This window comes from Mycobacterium sp. URHB0021 (genome assembly GCF_054057895.1).
Genome location: NZ_JBSRZT010000002.1, coordinates 5,843,471 through 5,861,640 on the forward strand (window position 1 = coordinate 5,843,471; position 18,170 = coordinate 5,861,640).

The following is an 18,170-nucleotide window of genomic DNA, read 5'->3' on the forward strand; positions in this document are numbered from 1 at the left end:
GCCATCAGAAGCCGTCCTTCACCACGACGCGCGTGCGACCCGTGACACCGCCGCCGATGATCGTACGCAGCGTCTCCGGCGCTTCGAGAATCGACACGTCGCTGGTGATCTCGCCGAGGTGCCGCGGTTTCAGCTCGCCCTCAAGCCGACTCCAGACATCGCGGCGGGCGTCGATCGGCAACAGAACCGATTCCATACCGGCGAGCGTCACTCCCCGCAGAATGAACGGCATCACCGTCGTCGGTAGATCCACCGAACGAGCAAGGCCTGAAATGGCTGCCACGCCGCCATAATTCAGCGTGCTCAGCGCGTACGCCAGCGTGTCACCGCCCACACTGTCGACGACTGCTGCCCACGTGGACTTGCCGAGCGGCCGGACCTTCTCGCCCTCGGCGGGCACCCGGCCGATCACCTCGTACGCGCCGAGCCCCATCAGGTAGTCGTGGGCTTCTGTCTTTCCCGTCGAGGCGATCACCTCGTAGCCGAGGCCGGCGAGCAGGTCCACGCTGACGCTACCCACGCCACCCGTGGCACCGGTGACCAACACCGGCCCGTCGGAGGGGGTCACCCCGTGCGCCCGGATCGCGTCGACGCTCATGGCCGCGGTGAAACCCGCGGTGCCGATCGCGGCGGCCTCCGCCGTGGTCAAACCGTCGAGCTTGACCAGATAGTCGGCCGGGTAGCGCGCGCTGTCGGCGTATCCGCCGTGGCGGCCGGTGCCGATGTCGTAGCCGTGGGCGATCACACGGTCCCCGACCGCGAAGCCGGGAGCGGAACTGGCGGTGACGGTACCCGCGACGTCGATTCCGGGTATCAGCGGGTATGACCGGGCGACACCGCCTTTCGGTGTGATCGCGAGCGCGTCCTTGTAGTTGACACCCGAGTACTCGACGGCGATCCGCACGTCACCGTCGGGCAGGAACGTGTCGTCCAGCACCTCGTGGCCGAGCGTGATCGACCCTTCTGCATCCTGATGAGCGACCAATGCGTTGAGAGCAGCCATGGCTCACATTGTTCACCAAACGCAAAGATCCCCGGCACTCGCATGCCGGGGATCCTTGCGTCGTCGTGGTGTCAGAGAAGGTGCGCGATGAGGTCAGGCTTCATCGCCTGCAGCTCGCGGCCCCAGTAGGCCCAGTTGTGCGTGCCGTTGTCCGGGAAGTCGAACGTGCCGTTCGTACCGCCGGCGGCAAGGTAGTTGTCACGGAACGTCTCGTTGGTCCGGATCGTCAGGCCTTCCAGGAAGGTGGCCGGAAGGTCACCGCCACCCAACTCGTTCGGCTTGCCGTTACCGCAGTAGACCCAGATTCGCGAGCCATTGGCGACGAGCTGAGGGATCTGCACCATCGGGTCGTTGTACTTCCAGGCCGGGTCCGTCTCAGCGGGGCCCCACATGTCGTCGGACTTGTAACCGCCCGCGTCACCCATGGACAGGTTGATCAGGAACGGCCACTGCCCCTCGGACGGGTTCAGGAAGCCCGACAGCGAGCCCGCGTAGGGGAACAGGGCGGGGTGGTGGGCCGCCAGGACGAGCGATGAGCCGCCCGCCATCGACAGGCCGACCGCGGCCATGCCGCTGGCCTTCACGTTCTTGTTCGCCGCCAGCCAGTTGGGCAGCTCGGAGGTCAGGAACGTCTCCCAGTTGTAGGTCAAGCAGCCGGCCTTGCCGCAGGCAGGCTTGTACCAGTTGGAGTAGAAGCTCGACTGCCCGCCGACCGGCATCACGATCGACAGCCCCGAGTCCAGATACCACTCGAACGCCTGGGTATTGATGTCCCAGCCGTTGAAGTCGTCCTGCGCACGCAGGCCGTCGAGCAGATAGACGGCCGGCGAGCCGTTACCACCGCTCTGGAACTGGACCTTGATGTCCCGGCCCATCGACGGCGACGGCACCATCAGGTACTCGACCGGCAGGCCGGGCCGGGAGAAGGCCCCGGCTGTGGCTGACCCGCCTGTGAGACCGATCACGCCAGGTAAAACAGCCGCTGCTATCGCAGCGACCGCGAACCGACGCGCCCAGGGGCCACGAATCTTGTCAATGAGCCTCATACCGCAATTCCATCCATCTTCCGGTTACCGCGTAACACGCTTTCCCGCGACCGCACAGGCCGCCACCGCCACCGCGGCAGTTTCTTCACCGCGATGTCGCGCCCGCTCAACGACGCCCGGACGGCGGCTGAGCAGACCGAGAAAATTTCAGTTGTGCGACAGCAGTAAAGCATGTGACCACCGCGTGAGGAACACCGACCGGCCCACGCTGCGGAATTCCCGTCGACACCAGAAGTAACGTCAGCCTCGGGCGGCGCCATCAATCGGGCCCGGTGCCATTGCCTTGATTCGCCTGCGCTGCCGCTCATGGCAAAGGACCGTGCAGGCGGCGGCGGCCGGTTGTCCGGCGATGACTGGACCCGGCCCGGTTATGTGATTCTCGCCAACGAAGGCATCAAGGACCTCGAGATCGACCGCCTGTGCAAACGCCTCGGCGTGACGAAGGGCAGCTTCTACTTGGCATTTCACCGATATGGCCGGTTATCGGGCAGCCCTGGTCGACTCCTTGGGGGACGCTCCGCGACCAGGATCGACGCCACTTCGGCGAACTGACCGCCAGCCCACCGCGGGAGCGACTCTCGCAAATGATGACGTCTCTACAGGGTTCGACGGGGACGACGCCGCCCTGCGGGCCAACGCCACCTTCGCCGCCGGGATCGGGTTTCTCACCGCTCGAGATGTGACAATTCGCGCTGAGACTGCTGTCAGATCGCCTGACCCGCCGTTTCCGCGATCTGGCCGCAGGCTCGGCGGGCCGCCGCCGGTGCACCGATACTGGCCATGGAACTCACGCCCACCGCAATGGTGTGATCGGCACGCCGACGAGAGGAAGCCCTCATGGCCAGCGACACTGAAGACATCCGCGATCGCGTTACCGGCTTCTTTCAAAAACACGTCGCGAACCCGCTGATGCGGCGGGTGCCCATCCAAACGCTGTTGGAAACGACAGGACGGAAGTCGGGTGAGCCGCGCCGCACACCGCTGGGCGGCAGTCGCATCGGCGACCAGTTCTGGTTCGTCTCGGAGTTCGGCGAAAAATCGCAGTACGTGAAGAACATCCAGGCCAATGCGCAGGTGCGCGTACGTTTGCGCGGGCGCTGGCTCAACGGCACCGCCCACCTGGTGCCCGAAGACGACCCGCGCGCACGACTGCGCTCGCTGCCCCAGTTCAACAGCATGGGCGTGCGGACATTCGGCACGAACCTGCTCACGATCCGGGTCGACCTTTCGCACTGACGGGGCGCAACGCATTGACGTGTGCCGCGAAGTAAAAGTAATGTCAGTTTTAGTTCAGCTGCCGCCCGCCGATGCCGTCGATGGAGCGAACCATGGAATCCTTTGTTCATTTGCGCAAAGGCTGGACACCACGGCGTTTGCAGGCGGATCTGGACGGCCTGAAGGACGACGACCTCGGGCGCGGCGGGTTCACCGGTCGCACGGCCAATATCTACCGCAGACACGATTCCAGCGCCTACCGCTCCGCCGGTCCGCTGCGGCCCGTCGACGTGTTGTCGAGCGAGCTCAAGCCATCGGATGCTGCCGACGCGCGCGGCGCCCTGCTGCCGCTGTTCTCCAATGCGGACTGCCAGGTGACTTCGGACAGCGTTCATCTGCCGCCGACGGTGCATCTGTTCATGCAGGCCGCCGGCGTCTACGTGATGAACTTCATTCCCAAGCCCGCGGATGGCGTCCCCGGCACCGAACGAACACCGTGGTACCACCGCAACGTCGACTATGACAAGATCGCGTTCTTTCACGGCGGGTCGCTGTACGGCATCCCAATGCCAGTGGGCCTCATTTCGGATGCGCCGCAAGGCGTCCACCACGGTGCGCCTGAAAGCACGGGAGCGGGCCCGACGCAAATTCGACGACTACGACAAGGTCGACTGGTCGATGATCGCCATCCACACCCGCCGCCCGCTTGTCCCGTCCGCGGAGGTACTGAGGAACGATCTGCGACAGCACTGATGAGCGCTTGCGCGAAGAAGCGACAGCACTGATGAGCGCTTGCGCGAAGAAGCGACAGCACTGATGAGCGCTTGCGTGAAGACCGCCCCCGTCGAGTTCGAGTACGACCGCATCCCGTATCTCGTTGCCTATCAGAACACTTCGACGACACGCGACGTCTACGGCGGCGTTGCCGAGCTGGTAGTGCTGGAGAGCTATCTGCTCAGGCCGAAGGCCAAACCGTCAGAAACCGTGCTGGTGTTCATGCACCCGATCGGCGGCGGCGCCTACCTACCGATGAACAATGCGTTGGCCCGTGCCGGCCACCATGTCATCTATTGCAACAGCCGGTTTCGCGGCACCGACTCCGCGCTGCTGATGGAAAAGGTCGTAGAGGACCTCGGCGAGTGCATCAAGGACGCCAAGAACCGGCTGGGTTACTCCAAGGTCGTACTGGCCGGCTGGAGTGGGGGCGGTTCGCTGTCGGTCTTCTATCAGCAGCAGGCACAGAATCCGACGCTGACCGCGAGCCCGTCCGGCGACGGACCTGACCTGACGAAGCTTGGACTGCTGCCCGCCGATGGCATCATGCTGCTGGCCGCTCATGTCAGCCGGCACCGCACGATGACCGAGTGGCTGGACGCCTCGATCGTCGACGAGAACGACCCGTCCAAGCGCGATCCCGAGTTGGATCTATATAACCCGGACAATCCGAACCAGCCACCGTACACCGCCGAGTTCCTGGACCGTTACCGAGCGGCGCAGATCGCACGGAACCGGCGAATCACCAAGTGGGTCAAAGAGAAACTGGCGAAACTGTCCGAAGAAGGTCGCGCCGACGACGAGTTCGCATTCGTCGTACACGGCACCATGGCCGATCCCCGTTGGCTCGATCCCTCGGTCGACCCCAATGAGCGCACCCCGGGAACCTGTTACCTGGGTGATCCTCAGGTGGTGAACAACAGCCCAGTCGGACTCGCCCGGTTCTGCACCCTCCGCAGCTGGCTGTCTCAGTGGAGCTACGACGACGCCAACGGCGACGCCGTGCGGTGCGGACCCGATATCGCGGTGCCGACACTGGTGATCGGCAACCGCGCCGACGACGCCTGCACACCCAGCCACACCCACCGGCTGTACGAGGCGATCGGGCATTCCGACAAGGAGATGCACGAGATCCCCGGCGCCAACCACTATTACGCGGGCACCGACCAACCGGACAAGCTCCGCGCGGCGGTCACTGTCGTCACCGACTGGTTGCATCGGCACGGATTTGCACAATGACAACAGGCCCTCTGGACGGCATCCGTGTGATCGAGGTCGGCACGCTGATCTCGGGGCCCTTCGCGGGACGGCTGCTCGGCGACATGGGTGCTGAGGTCATCAAGATCGAGCCGCCGGGTGCGCCCGACCCGTTACGGACCTGGGGGCAGGCCGAACTCAACGGTCACCATTTCTTCTGGACGGTGCACGCCCGCAACAAGAAAGCCGTCACGCTCAACCTGCGTGAGGCCCGCGGACGCGACATCTTCCTCGACCTCGTCGAGCGCTCGGACATCATCGTCGAGAACTTCCGGCCGGGCACACTCGAGAAGTGGAAGCTCGGCTACGACGTTCTGCACGCACGCAATCGGGGCATCATCCTCGTGAGGGTGTCCGGATACGGCCAGACCGGACCCGAGGCCCACAAGGCCGGCTACGCGTCGGTGGCCGAGGCGGCCAGTGGCCTGAGGTACATGAACGGCTTCCCGGGCGGCCCGCCGCCGCGGCTCGCGTTGTCGCTCGGTGACAGCCTCGCCGGCATGTTCGCCGCACAGGGCGCCATGGCCGCCCTCTACCGGCGCACGGTCACCGGCGAAGGCCAGGTCGTCGATGCCGCACTGACCGAATCCTGCTTGGCCGTCCAGGAATCCACCATCCCCGACTACGACGTGGGCGGTGTGGTGCGCGGACCCTCGGGCACCAGGCTGGAGGGCATCGCGCCGTCGAACATCTATCCGACGGTCGATGGCAACTGGGTGGTGATCGCCGCCAACCAGGACACCGTTTTTCGCAGGCTGTGCGCGGCGATGGGCCGGGATGAACTGGCGACCGACGAGCGATTCGCCAACCACGTGGCCCGTGGACGCAATCAGGACGAGCTCGACAAGATCATCGGCGACTGGGCCGCCGTTCGCCGGCCCGCCGACATCATCTCCATCCTCGGCGCGGCCGGGGTGATCAGCGGGCCGATCAACACCGTGGCCGAAGTGGTCACGGACCCACAGCTGCTGGCCCGCGGAATGATCGCCGAGCACTTCGACGAGCGAGTAGGCCGAACGGTGCTGGGGCCCGGTGTGATACCGGTGCTTTCGGAGACGCCGGGGACCATTCGCAGCGCCGGTCCAGCCCGGCCGGGACAACACAACGACGAGGTCTACCGCGGGCTGCTCGGCAAGTCCGACGCCGAGCTGGACTCTTTGCGTGCCGAGGGTGTGCTGTGACCGATCTGCCGGAACATGTCGATATCCGGGACGTCTCGCTGCGCGACGGGCTGCAGATCGAAGATCCAATTCCGTTGGCCTCGAAGCTGAAACTTCTCGCCGCGGTGGCCGCCACCGGCGTCCGCGAGATGGAGGCCACGGCCTTCGTGTCGCCGTCAAAGGTGCCTGCGCTGGCCGACGCCGCGCAGCTCGCGGGCGAGCTGGACGGATTCCGCTCCTCTCACGGCATCGAGTTCTCCGCCCTGGTGGCCAGCCCCAACGGTGCCAAGCGGGCGATCGCCTCGGGGCTGCGGTCGATCGAGTACGTGGTGTCGGCCGCCGACGGCCACAGCCGGTCCAACGTGGGCCGCACGACGGCAGAGTCCACGGCGCTCATCCCCGAGATCGTCGCGATCGCCCACGACAGTGGCGCCACCGTCGAGGTGATCGTCGCCACGGCGTGGGACTGCCCGTTCGATGGGCCGACGCCGCACCAGCGGGTCGTCGACGTGATCGCCGCGGCACTCGGCAACGACGCCGACCGGCTCGCGATCGCCGATACCATCGGGACGACTACGCCACGACGGGTGCGGGATCTGGTCGAACGGATCCGGCCGCTGATCACCGACACGCCACTCGGTGCGCACTTCCACAACACGCGCGGTACCGGACTCGCCAGCGCCTACGCCGCGGTGACAGCAGGCATCACCCGGCTCGACGCCTCGGTCGGCGGGCTCGGCGGCTGCCCCTTCGCGCCCGGCGCAAGCGGAAACATCGCCACCGAAGATCTTGTCTATCTCTTGCGAGACAGCGGAATCCACGTGCATGTCGATCTGCAGACCGCGATCGCAGGTGCCCGCGTCGCGCAGGAGCTGGTCGGCCATGACCTGCCAAGTTCGCTGCTGCGGGCCGGTGACCGAATTCTCGGCGAGTAACCACATGGCCGCGGACGCGAGGAGTAGAAACGGCTCTGCGCACGCGAGGAGCAAAAACGGCTCTGCGCACGCGAGGAGCAAAAACGGTTCTGCCGATACGCTGAGCGCCAAGGGCCGCCAGACCCGTCTGGCAATCGAGCAGGCGGCCCGCAAGCTCTTCGCCGAACGCGGGTTTCACGGAACAACGCTGTCCGACATCACCTCGGCAGCCGGAAAGTCGCCTGCGGTGTTCTATCGGTATTTCGCCGACAAAGAGGATCTGCTGGCCGCGCTCGCCGAGTCATTCCTGCACGACATCGTGGCGCCGTCGGGCCTGAGCGTGCACTTGCCGGACTCACCGGACGACGAAGCCTTCTTCACCTCCGTGGTGACCGGCTACTGGAACATGTTCAAGCAGAACATCGGCATCATGATCGCGGTCACCCAGCTGGCCGCCACCCAAACCCGGTTCGCCGCCGTGCAGAATGAATTCCGCCGGTTCGGCATGGACATCGTGGCGGCATCCGTGCGTCGCGCCCAGGAGCAGGGGTACGGTGCTGATCTCGATCCCCCGCTGACCGCGGCCGCCATCGCCCTGCTGTTCGAGAATTTCACCACCGTCTTCGTCGGCGCGTCCGGTCTCGGAGTCCAGGTCAGCGACGAGGACGCCATCATCACGCTGTCGAGGATTTGGAAGAAGACCCTCTACGGGTTTTGACGATTTCGGTCGAACGAAGGAGAACCCACTGTGGATTTCAACCTCCCAGCACATCTTCCCGGCTTACTCGCCGAGATGGACGCGTTCATCGAGGCCGAAATCAAACCGCTGGAACGCGACCACATTCAGTATTTCGACCAGCGCCGCGAGTATGCGCGCACCGACTGGGACAACGGTGGCACGCCGCGGCGAGCCTGGGAGGACCTGCTCGGCGAGATGCGCAGGCGTGCCGACAAGGCAGGCTGGCTGCGATACGGCCTGCCGGCTCAGTTCGGCGGCAGGGACGGCACCAACATCGATATGGCGGTCATCCGGGAACATCTGGCACACAAGGGTCTCGGGCTGCACAATGACCTGCAGGACGAGTCATCGATCGTGGGCAACTTCCCGCAGGTCATCATGATGGACCGGTTCGGCACCGATACGCAGAAGGCCGAATGGACCGAGGCGCTGATCACCGGTGAACGCTCGATGGCGTTCGGGTTGACCGAGCCGAACCACGGCTCCGATGCCACCTGGTTGGAGACTCGCGCGGTGTCCGACGGCGACGGGTGGATCATCAACGGCGGCAAGCGGTTCAACACCGGCGTGCACCGGGCTACGCACGACCTCGTTTTCGCCCGAACGTCCGGTGATCCTGGCCAGCCGCGGGGCATCACCGCGTTCCTCGTGCCGACCGACACCCTCGGATTCTCCGTGCCTTACTACTGGTGGACGTTCAACATGCCGACCGATCACGGCGAGGTCGAGCTCAACGATGTTCAAGTGCCCGGGGATGCTGTGCTCGGTGAGGTGGGTCGTGGGCTGGAGGTGGGTCAGACCTTTCTGCACGAGAACAGGATTCGGCAGGCGGCGAGCAGCCTCGGCGCCGCTCAGTACTGCATCGACCGTGCCGTCGCGTACGCCAACGACCGGAATGTGTTCGGCAAACCGCTGGCGGTGAACCAGGCCGTGCAGTGGCCGTTGGTGGAACTGCAGACCGAGGCACAGATGGTGCGCCTGCTGGTCTATTACGCCGCCAGCCACCTCGACCGCGGTCACCATATGGAGGTCTCTGACGAGGTGTCGATGGCCAACTATCGCGCGAACCGATTGGTGTGCGAGGCCGCCGACCGCGCGATGCAAGTGTTCGGCGGGGTCGGATACAGCCGTCACGAGCCGTTCGAACACATCTACCGTCATCACCGCCGCTACCGGATCCCCGAGGGCGCCGAGGAGATCCAGATTCGCCGGGTGGCCCAGCGGCTCTTCGGATTCGGCCGGAAGTGAAGGACGAACCCGCCACGGTGCTGCGCCCGCACCTCGGCGAGGATGTCATCGTGGAGAATCTGACCGCGTTGACCGGCGGCGCCAGTCGCACCACGTGGGCTTTCGATGCGATCACCAGTACCGGGCGGCGGTCATTGATCTTGCGCACCGGCCCCCTGACGACGTACACGCCGGCATGGAATTGGAGGCGGCGGTCCAGCGGCGCGCGGCGGCCGCGGGCACTCCAGTCCCCCACGTCCTTACTGCCGACAGTTCTCCTGCGGTGCTGGGCAATCCGTTTCTGATCTGCGAAGCGATCGGCGGTGAGACACTCGGCAGGCGGATCCACCGGAGCCTCGATGAGGTGGGGCGCCTCGCTTGCTGGAACAATGTGCGCAGGCGCTCGCCGCGATCCATCGCGCCGACCCCGGCGGCGTCGGCCTCACCGAGACGGACCAGCTCGCGGAATGGCGCGGGCGGCTGGACGAGATGGGCGACACCACGGCCACATTCGAGTGGGCGTTCCGCTGGCTGTCCGCTCACCGGCCGGCGCCGGGACCGCCAAGGTTGGTCCACGGCGACTTCCGGATGGGCAACCTGATCGTCGACGAATCCGGTCTGGCCGCGGTGCTGGATTGGGAGCTTGTGCACATCGGCGATCCGTACGAGGACCTGGCCTGGTTCTGCATTCGGGCCTGGCGGTTCGGTGCCCCCGAGCGGCTCGGCGCAGGCGGGCTGGGCGGCGTGGAAGCGTTCCTTTCGGCGTACGAAGCGGCCGCGGCGACAGACATCGACCGCACGGCGTTTCGCTGGTGGTTGACCCTGGCCACTCTGCGCTGGGGAGTCATCTGCCGTTTTCAGGCGGAGCGGCACCTGTCCGGGCAGACCCCGTCGGTGGAGCTCGCCGCGATCGGCAGGCGAGTGGCCGAAACCGAGTGGGATGTGCTCGATCTGCTGGAGGGAGGCGGTCCGAGGTGAACTGGCTGTACGGACGGCCCACCGCGGCCGAACTGGTCGCGGCGGTGGCCGACTTCCTTGACAACGAGGTGCGCGCGGCCACCCACCCCGAAGCGCAGGTCGATTTCCACGCCCGGGTCGCCGCCAACATGCTGCGCATGGTCGAACGTGAGCTGCTCGACGAGCCAGAGACCGAGGTCCGCAGCGCCTTGGCCAGCGTCGGCTTCAGCCAGGAGTCGCAGCTGGCCGCCGCGATCCGGGCCGGCGAGTTGGACCACCGCGCCGAAGCCCTGCTGCCCGTCCTGCGCACCCTGGTGCGTCGAAGGCTCGCGGTCGCCCATCCCGGCTACGACAAGCGGTCATGACGACGATTTCTGCACCAGCATCGTGGATCCCGCGCGCATTCACAGCTCTCATGCAGAAGTCGCGTCAGACCCGGCGGGCCCGCACAAGCCAGGCGGGCTCATCCACCAGCGTGCCCACGGGCAGCCCGATCGCCTCGGTGTGCATCTCCTGCACCACTCCGCGGTATCTGGCGGAGTCCAGCGCCTCCAACACCCAGCCGTCGCCGAACGCCCCCCGGACGTCGGACTCGCTGACCTCGGGTCCGAACCCGCGACCGGCGTCGGAAAGGGCCAGGACGTGCACGAACCCGCCCGGGCGCGACGCCATGTGCAGACTGCGCACATATTTCGCCCGGTCGGCGTCGTCGAAGATGTGAAAGAGGGCGCTGTCGATGATCGTCTGGTAGACGTCGGTGGCGTCGAGGTTCATGGCGTCGGCGATTTCAAAGCGGGCATCGACACGCCGTTGCCCGGCGTTTGCGCGCGCCTGCTCGATGGCCGCCGGAGCGAAGTCGACACCCAACACGTCGTAGCCGAGCCCGGTCAGCATAATCGTGTGTTCACCGGTGCCGCAACCAATGTCGAGCACCTTGTCCTGAAGCTTGCCGGCCCGTTCCAGCTCAACGATCGCCGGCTGCGGCTCACCGATGACCCACGGTGCGGTGCGGGATCGGTAGAGGTCGTCGAACCGGGTAACCGCGGGTGTGGTGTCCATCAACTCGATGGTTCCACCTCAAGCGGGGTTGAGGTCAACCCCGTTGTTGACATGGCGGCGGCCTGGTACACCATCGGCAGGGAGGAGGGGCCGATGCCCGTCACGGATTCCAGTGCCATCGCCGATGTCGCCGACCGCCTGTTCCAGGCGATCGAGCAGAGCGACATCGCGATGGTCGGGCAATTGTGGAACGAAGACCTCGTCGTCTCGAAGGTCGCCGATCATGACCCCGACAAGGAGCGCGCGCTGCGCGTGGTCATGTGGTTCGTCAACACGACCACCGACCGTCGGTACGAGATCCTTGACCGCCGGTTGTTCGACGGCGGAGCGTCCAGCAGCACATCCTGCACGCGAAGGGCCGCAACGGCGGGTTCGATCGCCCTGCGCGTCTGCATCGTGATCAAGCTCCGCGCCAACGGCCTGATCAGCCGGTTCGACGAATACTTCATCCGGCGGGGATCGCCCCCCTGGTGACCGCAAGCCCACGAAAGGTGATATATGAGTAGCGTGGAGGACCTTCTGGCCGACCCCGCGTCGGTTGGTGTCTGGACGGCGGTGCCAGAACAATCGACGATCGGCTTCAAATGCGGATCGTTGTGGGGCATCGCGCCCGTGAAGGGTCGTTTCGGCGAGTTCACTGGCGACGGCCAAATCACGGGTGCCCAAACGGTATTCGGCAGAATCGACATCAAGGCGACGACAGTCGACACCAAGAACCGCAAGCGGGATGACCACCTCAGGTCCGCGGACTTCTTCGACGTCGAGAAGTTTCCCGAGATCAGCGTCGTCGTCACCGGCGCCGACGCCGGGGCAGACACCGTCGACCTGCGAGCCCAGCTCACCGTGAAGGCCACCACCGCGCCGGTGCCCCTGCGCGCAAACGTCAGGGTGCTCGATGACGGCCGCGTACGGGTGACAGCGCAAGCCACCATCGACCGCAAGGATTTCGGCGTGGACGGCAACCTGCTGGGAATGGTCGTCGACACGACCACGATTTCGGCTGACGTCGTATTCCGGCGCAGCTAGCATCTGGCGCATGGCTCAGGCATCCCCGCTGGCATCTCGTCCGTTGCGGATCCTGGTCTACAGCGACAACCCGCGGACCCGCGAGCAGGTGCAACTCGCCTTGGGCAAACGGGTCCACCCCGATCTTCCCGAGCTGACCTACGTCGAGGTCGCCACCGGGGCAATGGTGATCACACAGATGGACGAAGGCGGATTCGACCTCGTCATTCTCGACGGCGAGGCCACGCCCGTCGGCGGCATGGGAATCGCCAAGCAGCTCAAGGACGAGATCACCGATTGCCCACCGATCCTGGTGCTCACCGGGCGTGCGGACGACGCGTGGCTGGCCAGCTGGTCGCGCGCGGAGGCCGCGGTCCCTCACCCGATCGACCCGATCCGATTGGGTGACGCCGTGGTCGCGCTGCTGCGCGCCCCGGTTCAGTAGCGCCTGATCGCGCCTGACCTGAAACTGACTGTCACCCTTGCTTTTTCGTGGCATGACGGCATAGCGACACGGTGCTAGTAGCGATACTAACCAAAATATGTGGCATGCAACCAAATCCTCGCTAGGCTGTGGGTTAGCTCACATCGACAGCCCACGAGGGAGCGGTTGAACGGCATGAACCTGTACACGCCAATCCTGGTGATCGGCGCGATAGCCGCTGCCTTCGCGGTCGGCTCGGTCGCCATCGCGGTGCTGATCGGGCCGCGGCGGTACAACCACTCCAAGCTCGAGGCCTACGAGTGTGGCATCGAACCGATGGAGCTGTCCGATCCCGCCAAGCAGGCCACCGGACAAAGATTTCCGATCAGGTATTACCTGACAGCGATGCTGTTCATCGTCTTCGACATCGAGATCGTCTTCCTCTACCCGTGGGCGGTCGCGTTCGACAGTCTCGGCCTGTTCGCGCTGGTAGAGATGTTGCTTTTCATGATCGTTGTGTTCGTTGCGTACGCCTACGTATGGCGGCGGGGAGGCCTGAGTTGGGACTAGAAGAACGGCTGCCGGGCGGGATCCTGCTGTCCACGGTCGAGAAGGTGGCCGGCTACGTGCGGAAGGGTTCGCTGTGGCCGGCGACCTTCGGGCTGGCCTGTTGCGCCATCGAGATGATGGCGACGGCAGGCCCACGGTTCGACATTGCGCGCTTCGGCATGGAGCGTTTCTCGGCGACCCCGCGGCAGGCCGACCTGATGATCGTCGCCGGTCGGGTCAGCCAGAAGATGGCGCCGGTGCTGCGCCAGATCTATGACCAGATGGCCGAACCCAAATGGGTGCTGGCGATGGGAGTGTGTGCTTCCTCCGGCGGGATGTTCAATAACTACGCCGTGGTCCAGGGCGTCGACCACGTGGTGCCGGTGGACATCTACCTGCCCGGGTGCCCGCCACGGCCGGAGATGCTACTGCACGCGATCCTCAAGCTGCACGACAAGATTCAGCAAATGCCGCTCGGCGTCAACCGCGAGGAAGCGATCCGCGAGGCGGAAGCGGCCGCGCTGGCCATCCCCCCGACGATCGAGCTGAAGGGGTTGCTGCGTTGACAGGCCCCTCGGGCGAAGACCAGCCTGCCGTCACGGATTCCGACGTCGCACGCACCGGAGCCGGCAACGACGCTCCCGAGATCATCGGTGTGCGCCGCGGCATGTTCGGCGCCAAAGGCAGCGGTGACACGTCGGGTTATGGTCGCCTGGTTCGACCCGTGGCGTTGCCGGGAAGCTCACCGCGGCCGTACGGCGGCTACTTTGACGAGGTCGTCGACGCACTGGCCGACGCGCTCGGCGATGCCAGCTACGCCGGCTCGATCGAGCGAGTGGTGGTCTACCGGGACGAGCTGACGCTGGAAGTGGCCCGCGAGCAACTGCCTGCGGTGGCGCAGATGCTCCGCGACCACCAGGGTCTGCGATTCGAACTATGTCTCGGGGTCAGCGGGGTGCACTATCCGAACGACGCCGGGCGCGAACTGCACGCCGTCTACCCGCTGATGTCGATCACCCATAACCGACGCATCCGCCTCGAGGTCGCCGCGCCCGACGCCGACCCGCACATCCCGTCGCTGTTCGGCGTCTACCCCACCACGGACTGGCACGAACGGGAGACCTACGACTTCTTCGGCATCGTCTTCGACGGTCACCCCGCACTGACTCGCATCGAAATGCCCGATGACTGGGTGGGTCACCCGCAACGCAAGGACTACCCGTTGGGCGGCATACCGGTGGAGTACCACGGCGCCGAGATTGCACCGCCCGACGAGCGGAGGGCCTACAGCTGATGAACACCCCCATGACTCCGCCCGAGGACGGCGGCGGTACGGACACGGTCGTGGTCGTCGGAGGCCAGGACTGGCAAGCGGTGGTGGCGGCGGCCCACGAGCACGCGGGCGAGCGAATCGTGGTCAACATGGGACCACAGCATCCGTCCACCCACGGTGTGCTCCGGCTCATCCTCGAGATCGAGGGCGAGACCATCATCGAGGCCCGCTGCGGAATCGGCTATCTGCACACCGGCATCGAGAAGAACCTCGAATACCGCAACTGGACGCAGGGCGTCACATTCGTGACCCGAATGGATTACCTATCACCGTTTTTCAACGAGACGGCGTACTGCCTGGGTGTGGAGAAGCTGCTGGACGTCACCGACGCGATTCCGGAGCGCGCCAGCGTCATCCGCGTGATGCTGATGGAACTCAACCGCATCTCCAGCCACCTGGTGGCGCTGGCTACCGGCGGCATGGAACTGGGCGCGATGAGCGCGATGTTCTTCGGATTCCGCGAACGCGAACTCATCCTGTCGGTCTTCGAGACCATCACCGGGCTGCGGATGAACCACGCCTACATCCGGCCCGGCGGCGTGGCGGTCGACCTACCCGACGAGGCCGTGCCGCAGATCCGCGAACTGCTCGAGTTGCTGCCGAAACGGTTGCGCGACTTGGAGAACCTGCTCAACGAGAACTACATCTGGAAGGCACGCACTCAGGGCATCGGCTATCTGGACCTCACCGGATGCATGGCGCTGGGCATCACCGGCCCGGTGCTGCGCTCCACCGGTCTGCCGCACGATCTCCGGCGCGCACAGCCGTACTGCGGTTATGAGACCTACGACTTCGACGTCATCACCGACGATGGTTGCGACTCCTACGGCCGCTACCTCATTCGCGTCAAGGAGATGCACGAGTCGATCAAGATCGTCGAGCAGTGCGTGGAGAGGCTCAAGCCCGGGCCGGTGATGATCGAGGACAAGAAACTGGCCTGGCCCGCCGATCTCAAAGTCGGTCCCGACGGACTGGGCAACTCCCCCGAACACATCGCCAAGATCATGGGCCACTCGATGGAGGGGCTGATCCACCACTTCAAGCTCGTGACCGAAGGTATCCGGGTGCCGGCCGGACAGGTGTATACAGCGGTGGAGTCACCGCGCGGCGAACTAGGCGTGCACATGGTGTCCGACGGCGGCACCCGGCCCTACCGGGTGCACTACCGAGACCCGTCGTTCAACAACCTGCAGGCCGTGGCGGCGATGTGCGAGGGCGGCATGGTCGCCGACGCGATCGCGGCGGTGGCGTCGATCGACCCGGTGATGGGCGGGGTGGACAGGTGATGAGCGCTTGCGCGAAGAACAGACGGTCATGAGCGTATTTCTCGAACTCGGGCAGCGCCCCGATGAACCCGGGCCGCCGATCAACGGGCTCAAGACGTACCCCGCCGATGTCGCGACCCGGCTGACGGCCGAGGCGCAGCAGATCATCGCACGCTACCCCAGCGCCAGGTCGGCGCTGCTGCCGCTGCTGCATCTGGTGCAGTCGGAGGACGGCTGTCTCACGCCGGCGGGTATCGCGTTCTGCGCCGCCCGGCTCGGCCTCACCGACGCCGAGGTCACCGCGGTCGCCACGTTCTATTCGATGTACCGGCGCTCACCGACCGGCGAGTACCTGGTTGGTGTGTGCACGAACACGCTGTGCGCGATCATGGGCGGCGACGCCATTCTCGAAGCGCTGCAAGATCATCTGGCCATCGACGCCGGCCAGACCACCGATGACGGCCGGGTCACCCTGGAGCATGTCGAGTGCAACGCGGCATGCGACTATGCCCCGGTCGTGATGGTGAATTGGGAGTTCTTCGACAACCAGACTCCGTCGTCGGCCTGCGAGCTGGTGGACGGACTCCGCGGCGCGGGTGACCCTCCGCTACCGACCCGCGGCGGGGCCCTGTGCACCTTCCGGGAGACGTCGAGGACCCTTGCCGGACTTCCCGGTTCGGGTTCACCCGGCGGGCAACCCGGCGCCGCCACCCTCGCCGGCTTACAGATCGCCAGGGACCGCGGGATGAGCGCACCGGACGCACCGGACGCATCTGGGCATGCCGCGCGGAGCCAGCCGGAGCGCACTGAAGCCGCCGCCGTCGAGACCACCAAGGACGAGCCGGCGCCTGCGCCGTCGGCGACAGTCCCGGCCGAGCCCTCGACACCGGAAACCGATCCCACTGCAACGGATTCGACATCATGACCCCCCTCACTCCCGTGCTCAGCCGGTTCTGGGACGAGCCCGAGCCATGGTCCATCGAGACCTATCGCCGCCACGACGGTTATCGCGCGCTGGAAGGTACGCTGCGTATGGATCCCGACAACGTCATCGCGACAGTGAAGGACTCCGGGCTGCGGGGCCGTGGCGGTGCCGGATTCCCGACGGGGACCAAGTGGTCGTTCATCCCACAGGACGACACCGGCGCCGGGGCCAAACCCCATTACCTGGTGATCAATGCCGACGAGTCCGAACCCGGCACGTGTAAAGACATTCCGCTGATGCTGACCACGCCTCACTTCCTGGTGGAGGGGGCGATCATCGCCGCATACGCGATCCGGGCGCACCACGCGTTCATCTATGTCCGCGGCGAGGTACTACCGGTCCTGCGCCGACTGCAGGCCGCGGTCACGGAAGCCTATGACGCCGGTTATCTGGGTGCCGACATCCGCGGCTCCGGCTTCGATCTCGATTTGATCGTCCACGCCGGGGCGGGCGCGTACATCTGCGGCGAGGAGACCGCGCTGTTGGACTCCCTCGAGGGCCGCCGCGGCCAGCCCCGGCTGCGGCCGCCGTTCCCCGCCGTGGCCGGGCTCTACGCCTGCCCGACGGTGGTCAATAACGTGGAGTCCATCGCGAGCGTTCCCCCGATTCTGCTCAACGGCGTCGACTGGTTCCGGTCGATGGGCTCGGAGAAGTCGCCGGGCTTCACCCTGTACTCGCTGTCCGGGCACGTCACAACGCCCGGACAGTACGAGGCCCCGCTGGGGATCACGCTGCGCGAGCTGTTGGATTACGCGGGTGGCGTGCGGGCGGGCCACACCCTGAAATTCTGGACTCCCGGCGGGTCCTCGACTCCCCTGCTGACCGGCGAACACCTCGACGTCCCACTCGATTACGAGGGCATGGCGGGAGTCGGATCGATGCTCGGCACCAAGGCGCTACAGATCTTCGACGACACCACCTGCGTGGTGCGCGCGGTGCGCCGATGGACGCAGTTCTACGCACACGAGTCGTGTGGAAAGTGCACGCCGTGTCGCGAGGGCACGTACTGGCTCGGGCAAATCTACGAGCGCCTGGAGACGGGCACGGGTACCGATGCCGACATCGACAAGCTGCTCGACATCTCCGACACCATCTTCGGAAAGTCGTTCTGCGCGTTGGGTGATGGTGCGGCCAGCCCGATCCTGTCGTCGATCAAGTTCTTCCGTGACGAGTATCTCGCGCACCTCGGCGAGGGTTGCCCGTTCGATCCGCACGCTTCCACGCTGATGGCCGCCGAAGAGGCGGGCGTGTGACTTTG

The 18,170-nt window shown here is 65.7% G+C and carries 19 protein-coding genes and 3 pseudogenes; 19 read left to right on the plus strand and 3 right to left on the minus strand.

What is annotated here, in order from left to right; translation table 11 throughout:
• Nucleotides 1-4 precede the first annotated feature (4 nt).
• Nucleotides 5-1,003: an MDR family oxidoreductase gene (locus tag ACVWWN_RS31255; protein WP_457147307.1), complete on the minus strand. Its 999-nt coding sequence runs from the start codon at nucleotides 1,001-1,003 to the stop codon at nucleotides 5-7.
• 71 nt (nucleotides 1,004-1,074) lie between these two features.
• Entirely contained in the window at nucleotides 1,075-2,049 is a 975-nt protein-coding gene (locus tag ACVWWN_RS31260) for an esterase family protein (protein WP_457147308.1), read from the minus strand.
• A 306-nt stretch (nucleotides 2,050-2,355) separates the two neighbouring features.
• Here ACVWWN_RS31260 and ACVWWN_RS31265 point away from each other — a divergent pair.
• The 10 genes and pseudogenes from ACVWWN_RS31265 to ACVWWN_RS31310 all read left to right on the plus strand — a co-directional run.
• Nucleotides 2,356-2,716, plus strand: a pseudogene (locus ACVWWN_RS31265) (TetR/AcrR family transcriptional regulator); the annotation flags it as partial.
• Nucleotides 2,717-2,886: 170 nt separating this feature from the next.
• Nucleotides 2,887-3,285, plus strand: a complete 399-nt coding sequence (locus ACVWWN_RS31270) for a nitroreductase/quinone reductase family protein (RefSeq protein WP_457147309.1) — start codon at nucleotides 2,887-2,889, stop codon at nucleotides 3,283-3,285.
• 92 nt (nucleotides 3,286-3,377) lie between these two features.
• A pseudogene (locus ACVWWN_RS31275) lies at nucleotides 3,378-4,017 on the plus strand (hypothetical protein).
• A 75-nt stretch (nucleotides 4,018-4,092) separates the two neighbouring features.
• Nucleotides 4,093-5,277 carry an alpha/beta hydrolase family protein gene (locus ACVWWN_RS31280; RefSeq protein WP_457147310.1) on the plus strand — a complete coding sequence of 395 codons (1,185 nt, stop codon included), beginning with the start codon at nucleotides 4,093-4,095 and terminating at the stop codon, nucleotides 5,275-5,277.
• On the plus strand, nucleotides 5,274-6,476 hold the full coding sequence (locus ACVWWN_RS31285; RefSeq protein WP_457147311.1) for a CaiB/BaiF CoA transferase family protein: 1,203 nt from the start codon (nucleotides 5,274-5,276) through the stop codon (nucleotides 6,474-6,476). The genes ACVWWN_RS31280 and ACVWWN_RS31285 overlap by 4 nt, the downstream gene beginning before the upstream one ends.
• Nucleotides 6,473-7,390, plus strand: a complete 918-nt coding sequence (locus ACVWWN_RS31290; RefSeq protein WP_457147312.1) for a hydroxymethylglutaryl-CoA lyase — start codon at nucleotides 6,473-6,475, stop codon at nucleotides 7,388-7,390. Before ACVWWN_RS31285 ends, ACVWWN_RS31290 begins: the two co-directional genes overlap by 4 nt.
• A gap of 4 nt (nucleotides 7,391-7,394) precedes the next feature.
• Nucleotides 7,395-8,087: a TetR/AcrR family transcriptional regulator gene (locus tag ACVWWN_RS31295; RefSeq protein WP_457147313.1), complete on the plus strand. Its 693-nt coding sequence runs from the start codon at nucleotides 7,395-7,397 to the stop codon at nucleotides 8,085-8,087.
• A 30-nt stretch (nucleotides 8,088-8,117) separates the two neighbouring features.
• Nucleotides 8,118-9,356 carry an acyl-CoA dehydrogenase family protein gene (locus ACVWWN_RS31300; RefSeq protein WP_457147314.1) on the plus strand — a complete coding sequence of 413 codons (1,239 nt, stop codon included), beginning with the start codon at nucleotides 8,118-8,120 and terminating at the stop codon, nucleotides 9,354-9,356.
• Nucleotides 9,341-10,313, plus strand: a pseudogene (locus tag ACVWWN_RS31305) (phosphotransferase family protein). The gene ACVWWN_RS31300 and the pseudogene ACVWWN_RS31305 overlap by 16 nt, the downstream one beginning before the upstream one ends.
• Entirely contained in the window at nucleotides 10,310-10,657 is a 348-nt protein-coding gene (locus ACVWWN_RS31310) for a DUF6285 domain-containing protein (protein WP_457147315.1), read from the plus strand. The pseudogene ACVWWN_RS31305 and the gene ACVWWN_RS31310 overlap by 4 nt, the downstream one beginning before the upstream one ends.
• Nucleotides 10,658-10,721: 64 nt before the next feature.
• On the opposite strand, the gene ACVWWN_RS31315 is transcribed toward ACVWWN_RS31310, so the two are convergent.
• A complete protein-coding gene (locus ACVWWN_RS31315; protein ID WP_457147316.1) occupies nucleotides 10,722-11,351 on the minus strand; it encodes a class I SAM-dependent methyltransferase in 630 nt (209 codons plus the stop codon).
• Nucleotides 11,352-11,444: 93 nt separating this feature from the next.
• On the opposite strand from ACVWWN_RS31315, the gene ACVWWN_RS31320 reads away from it, so the two are divergent.
• The 9 genes from ACVWWN_RS31320 to nuoF all read left to right on the plus strand — a co-directional run bounded on the left by ACVWWN_RS31320 (nucleotide 11,445) and on the right by nuoF (nucleotide 18,165).
• Complete coding sequence (locus tag ACVWWN_RS31320) at nucleotides 11,445-11,825, plus strand: nuclear transport factor 2 family protein (protein ID WP_457147317.1); 381 nt, start codon at nucleotides 11,445-11,447, stop codon at nucleotides 11,823-11,825.
• Nucleotides 11,826-11,849: 24 nt separating this feature from the next.
• A complete protein-coding gene (locus ACVWWN_RS31325; RefSeq protein WP_457147318.1) occupies nucleotides 11,850-12,377 on the plus strand; it encodes a YceI family protein in 528 nt (175 codons plus the stop codon).
• 10 nt (nucleotides 12,378-12,387) lie between these two features.
• The gene (locus ACVWWN_RS31330) at nucleotides 12,388-12,801 is read left to right on the plus strand and encodes an Rv3143 family two-component system response regulator (protein WP_457147319.1); all 414 of its coding nucleotides are present in this window, start codon (nucleotides 12,388-12,390) and stop codon (nucleotides 12,799-12,801) included.
• A 174-nt stretch (nucleotides 12,802-12,975) separates the two neighbouring features.
• A complete protein-coding gene (locus ACVWWN_RS31335; RefSeq protein ID WP_457147320.1) occupies nucleotides 12,976-13,350 on the plus strand; it encodes an NADH-quinone oxidoreductase subunit A in 375 nt (124 codons plus the stop codon).
• Nucleotides 13,341-13,895: a NuoB/complex I 20 kDa subunit family protein gene (locus tag ACVWWN_RS31340; protein ID WP_457149350.1), complete on the plus strand. Its 555-nt coding sequence runs from the start codon at nucleotides 13,341-13,343 to the stop codon at nucleotides 13,893-13,895. Before ACVWWN_RS31335 ends, ACVWWN_RS31340 begins: the two co-directional genes overlap by 10 nt.
• The gene (locus ACVWWN_RS31345; RefSeq protein ID WP_457147321.1) at nucleotides 13,892-14,623 is read left to right on the plus strand and encodes an NADH-quinone oxidoreductase subunit C; all 732 of its coding nucleotides are present in this window, start codon (nucleotides 13,892-13,894) and stop codon (nucleotides 14,621-14,623) included. Before ACVWWN_RS31340 ends, ACVWWN_RS31345 begins: the two co-directional genes overlap by 4 nt.
• On the plus strand, nucleotides 14,623-15,948 hold the full coding sequence (nuoD, locus tag ACVWWN_RS31350; RefSeq protein ID WP_457147322.1) for an NADH dehydrogenase (quinone) subunit D: 1,326 nt from the start codon (nucleotides 14,623-14,625) through the stop codon (nucleotides 15,946-15,948). Before ACVWWN_RS31345 ends, nuoD begins: the two co-directional genes overlap by 1 nt.
• Nucleotides 15,949-15,976: 28 nt before the next feature.
• Entirely contained in the window at nucleotides 15,977-16,852 is an 876-nt protein-coding gene (gene nuoE, locus ACVWWN_RS31355; protein WP_457147323.1) for an NADH-quinone oxidoreductase subunit NuoE, read from the plus strand.
• Nucleotides 16,849-18,165, plus strand: coding sequence for an NADH-quinone oxidoreductase subunit NuoF (gene nuoF, locus ACVWWN_RS31360; protein ID WP_457147324.1), 1,317 nt, complete (start codon nucleotides 16,849-16,851; stop codon nucleotides 18,163-18,165). The genes nuoE and nuoF overlap by 4 nt, the downstream gene beginning before the upstream one ends.
• The last annotated feature ends 5 nt before the right edge of the window (nucleotides 18,166-18,170 follow it).

Bases quoted from the DNA above. Each gene is read 5' to 3' on its own strand.
- ACVWWN_RS31255 (WP_457147307.1), bottom strand. From the start codon at position 1,003: ATGGCTGCTCTCAACGCATTGGTCGCTCATCAGGATGCAGAAGGGTCG.
- ACVWWN_RS31260 (WP_457147308.1), bottom strand. From the start codon at position 2,049: ATGAGGCTCATTGACAAGATTCGTGGCCCCTGGGCGCGTCGGTTCGCG.
- ACVWWN_RS31270 (WP_457147309.1), top strand. From the start codon at position 2,887: ATGGCCAGCGACACTGAAGACATCCGCGATCGCGTTACCGGCTTCTTT.
- ACVWWN_RS31285 (WP_457147311.1), top strand. From the start codon at position 5,274: ATGACAACAGGCCCTCTGGACGGCATCCGTGTGATCGAGGTCGGCACG.
- ACVWWN_RS31295 (WP_457147313.1), top strand. From the start codon at position 7,395: ATGGCCGCGGACGCGAGGAGTAGAAACGGCTCTGCGCACGCGAGGAGC.
- ACVWWN_RS31315 (WP_457147316.1), bottom strand. From the start codon at position 11,351: ATGGACACCACACCCGCGGTTACCCGGTTCGACGACCTCTACCGATCC.
- ACVWWN_RS31320 (WP_457147317.1), top strand. From the start codon at position 11,445: ATGCCCGTCACGGATTCCAGTGCCATCGCCGATGTCGCCGACCGCCTG.
- ACVWWN_RS31325 (WP_457147318.1), top strand. From the start codon at position 11,850: ATGAGTAGCGTGGAGGACCTTCTGGCCGACCCCGCGTCGGTTGGTGTC.
- ACVWWN_RS31330 (WP_457147319.1), top strand. From the start codon at position 12,388: ATGGCTCAGGCATCCCCGCTGGCATCTCGTCCGTTGCGGATCCTGGTC.
- ACVWWN_RS31335 (WP_457147320.1), top strand. From the start codon at position 12,976: ATGAACCTGTACACGCCAATCCTGGTGATCGGCGCGATAGCCGCTGCC.
- nuoD (WP_457147322.1), top strand. From the start codon at position 14,623: ATGAACACCCCCATGACTCCGCCCGAGGACGGCGGCGGTACGGACACG.
- nuoE (WP_457147323.1), top strand. From the start codon at position 15,977: ATGAGCGTATTTCTCGAACTCGGGCAGCGCCCCGATGAACCCGGGCCG.
- nuoF (WP_457147324.1), top strand. From the start codon at position 16,849: ATGACCCCCCTCACTCCCGTGCTCAGCCGGTTCTGGGACGAGCCCGAG.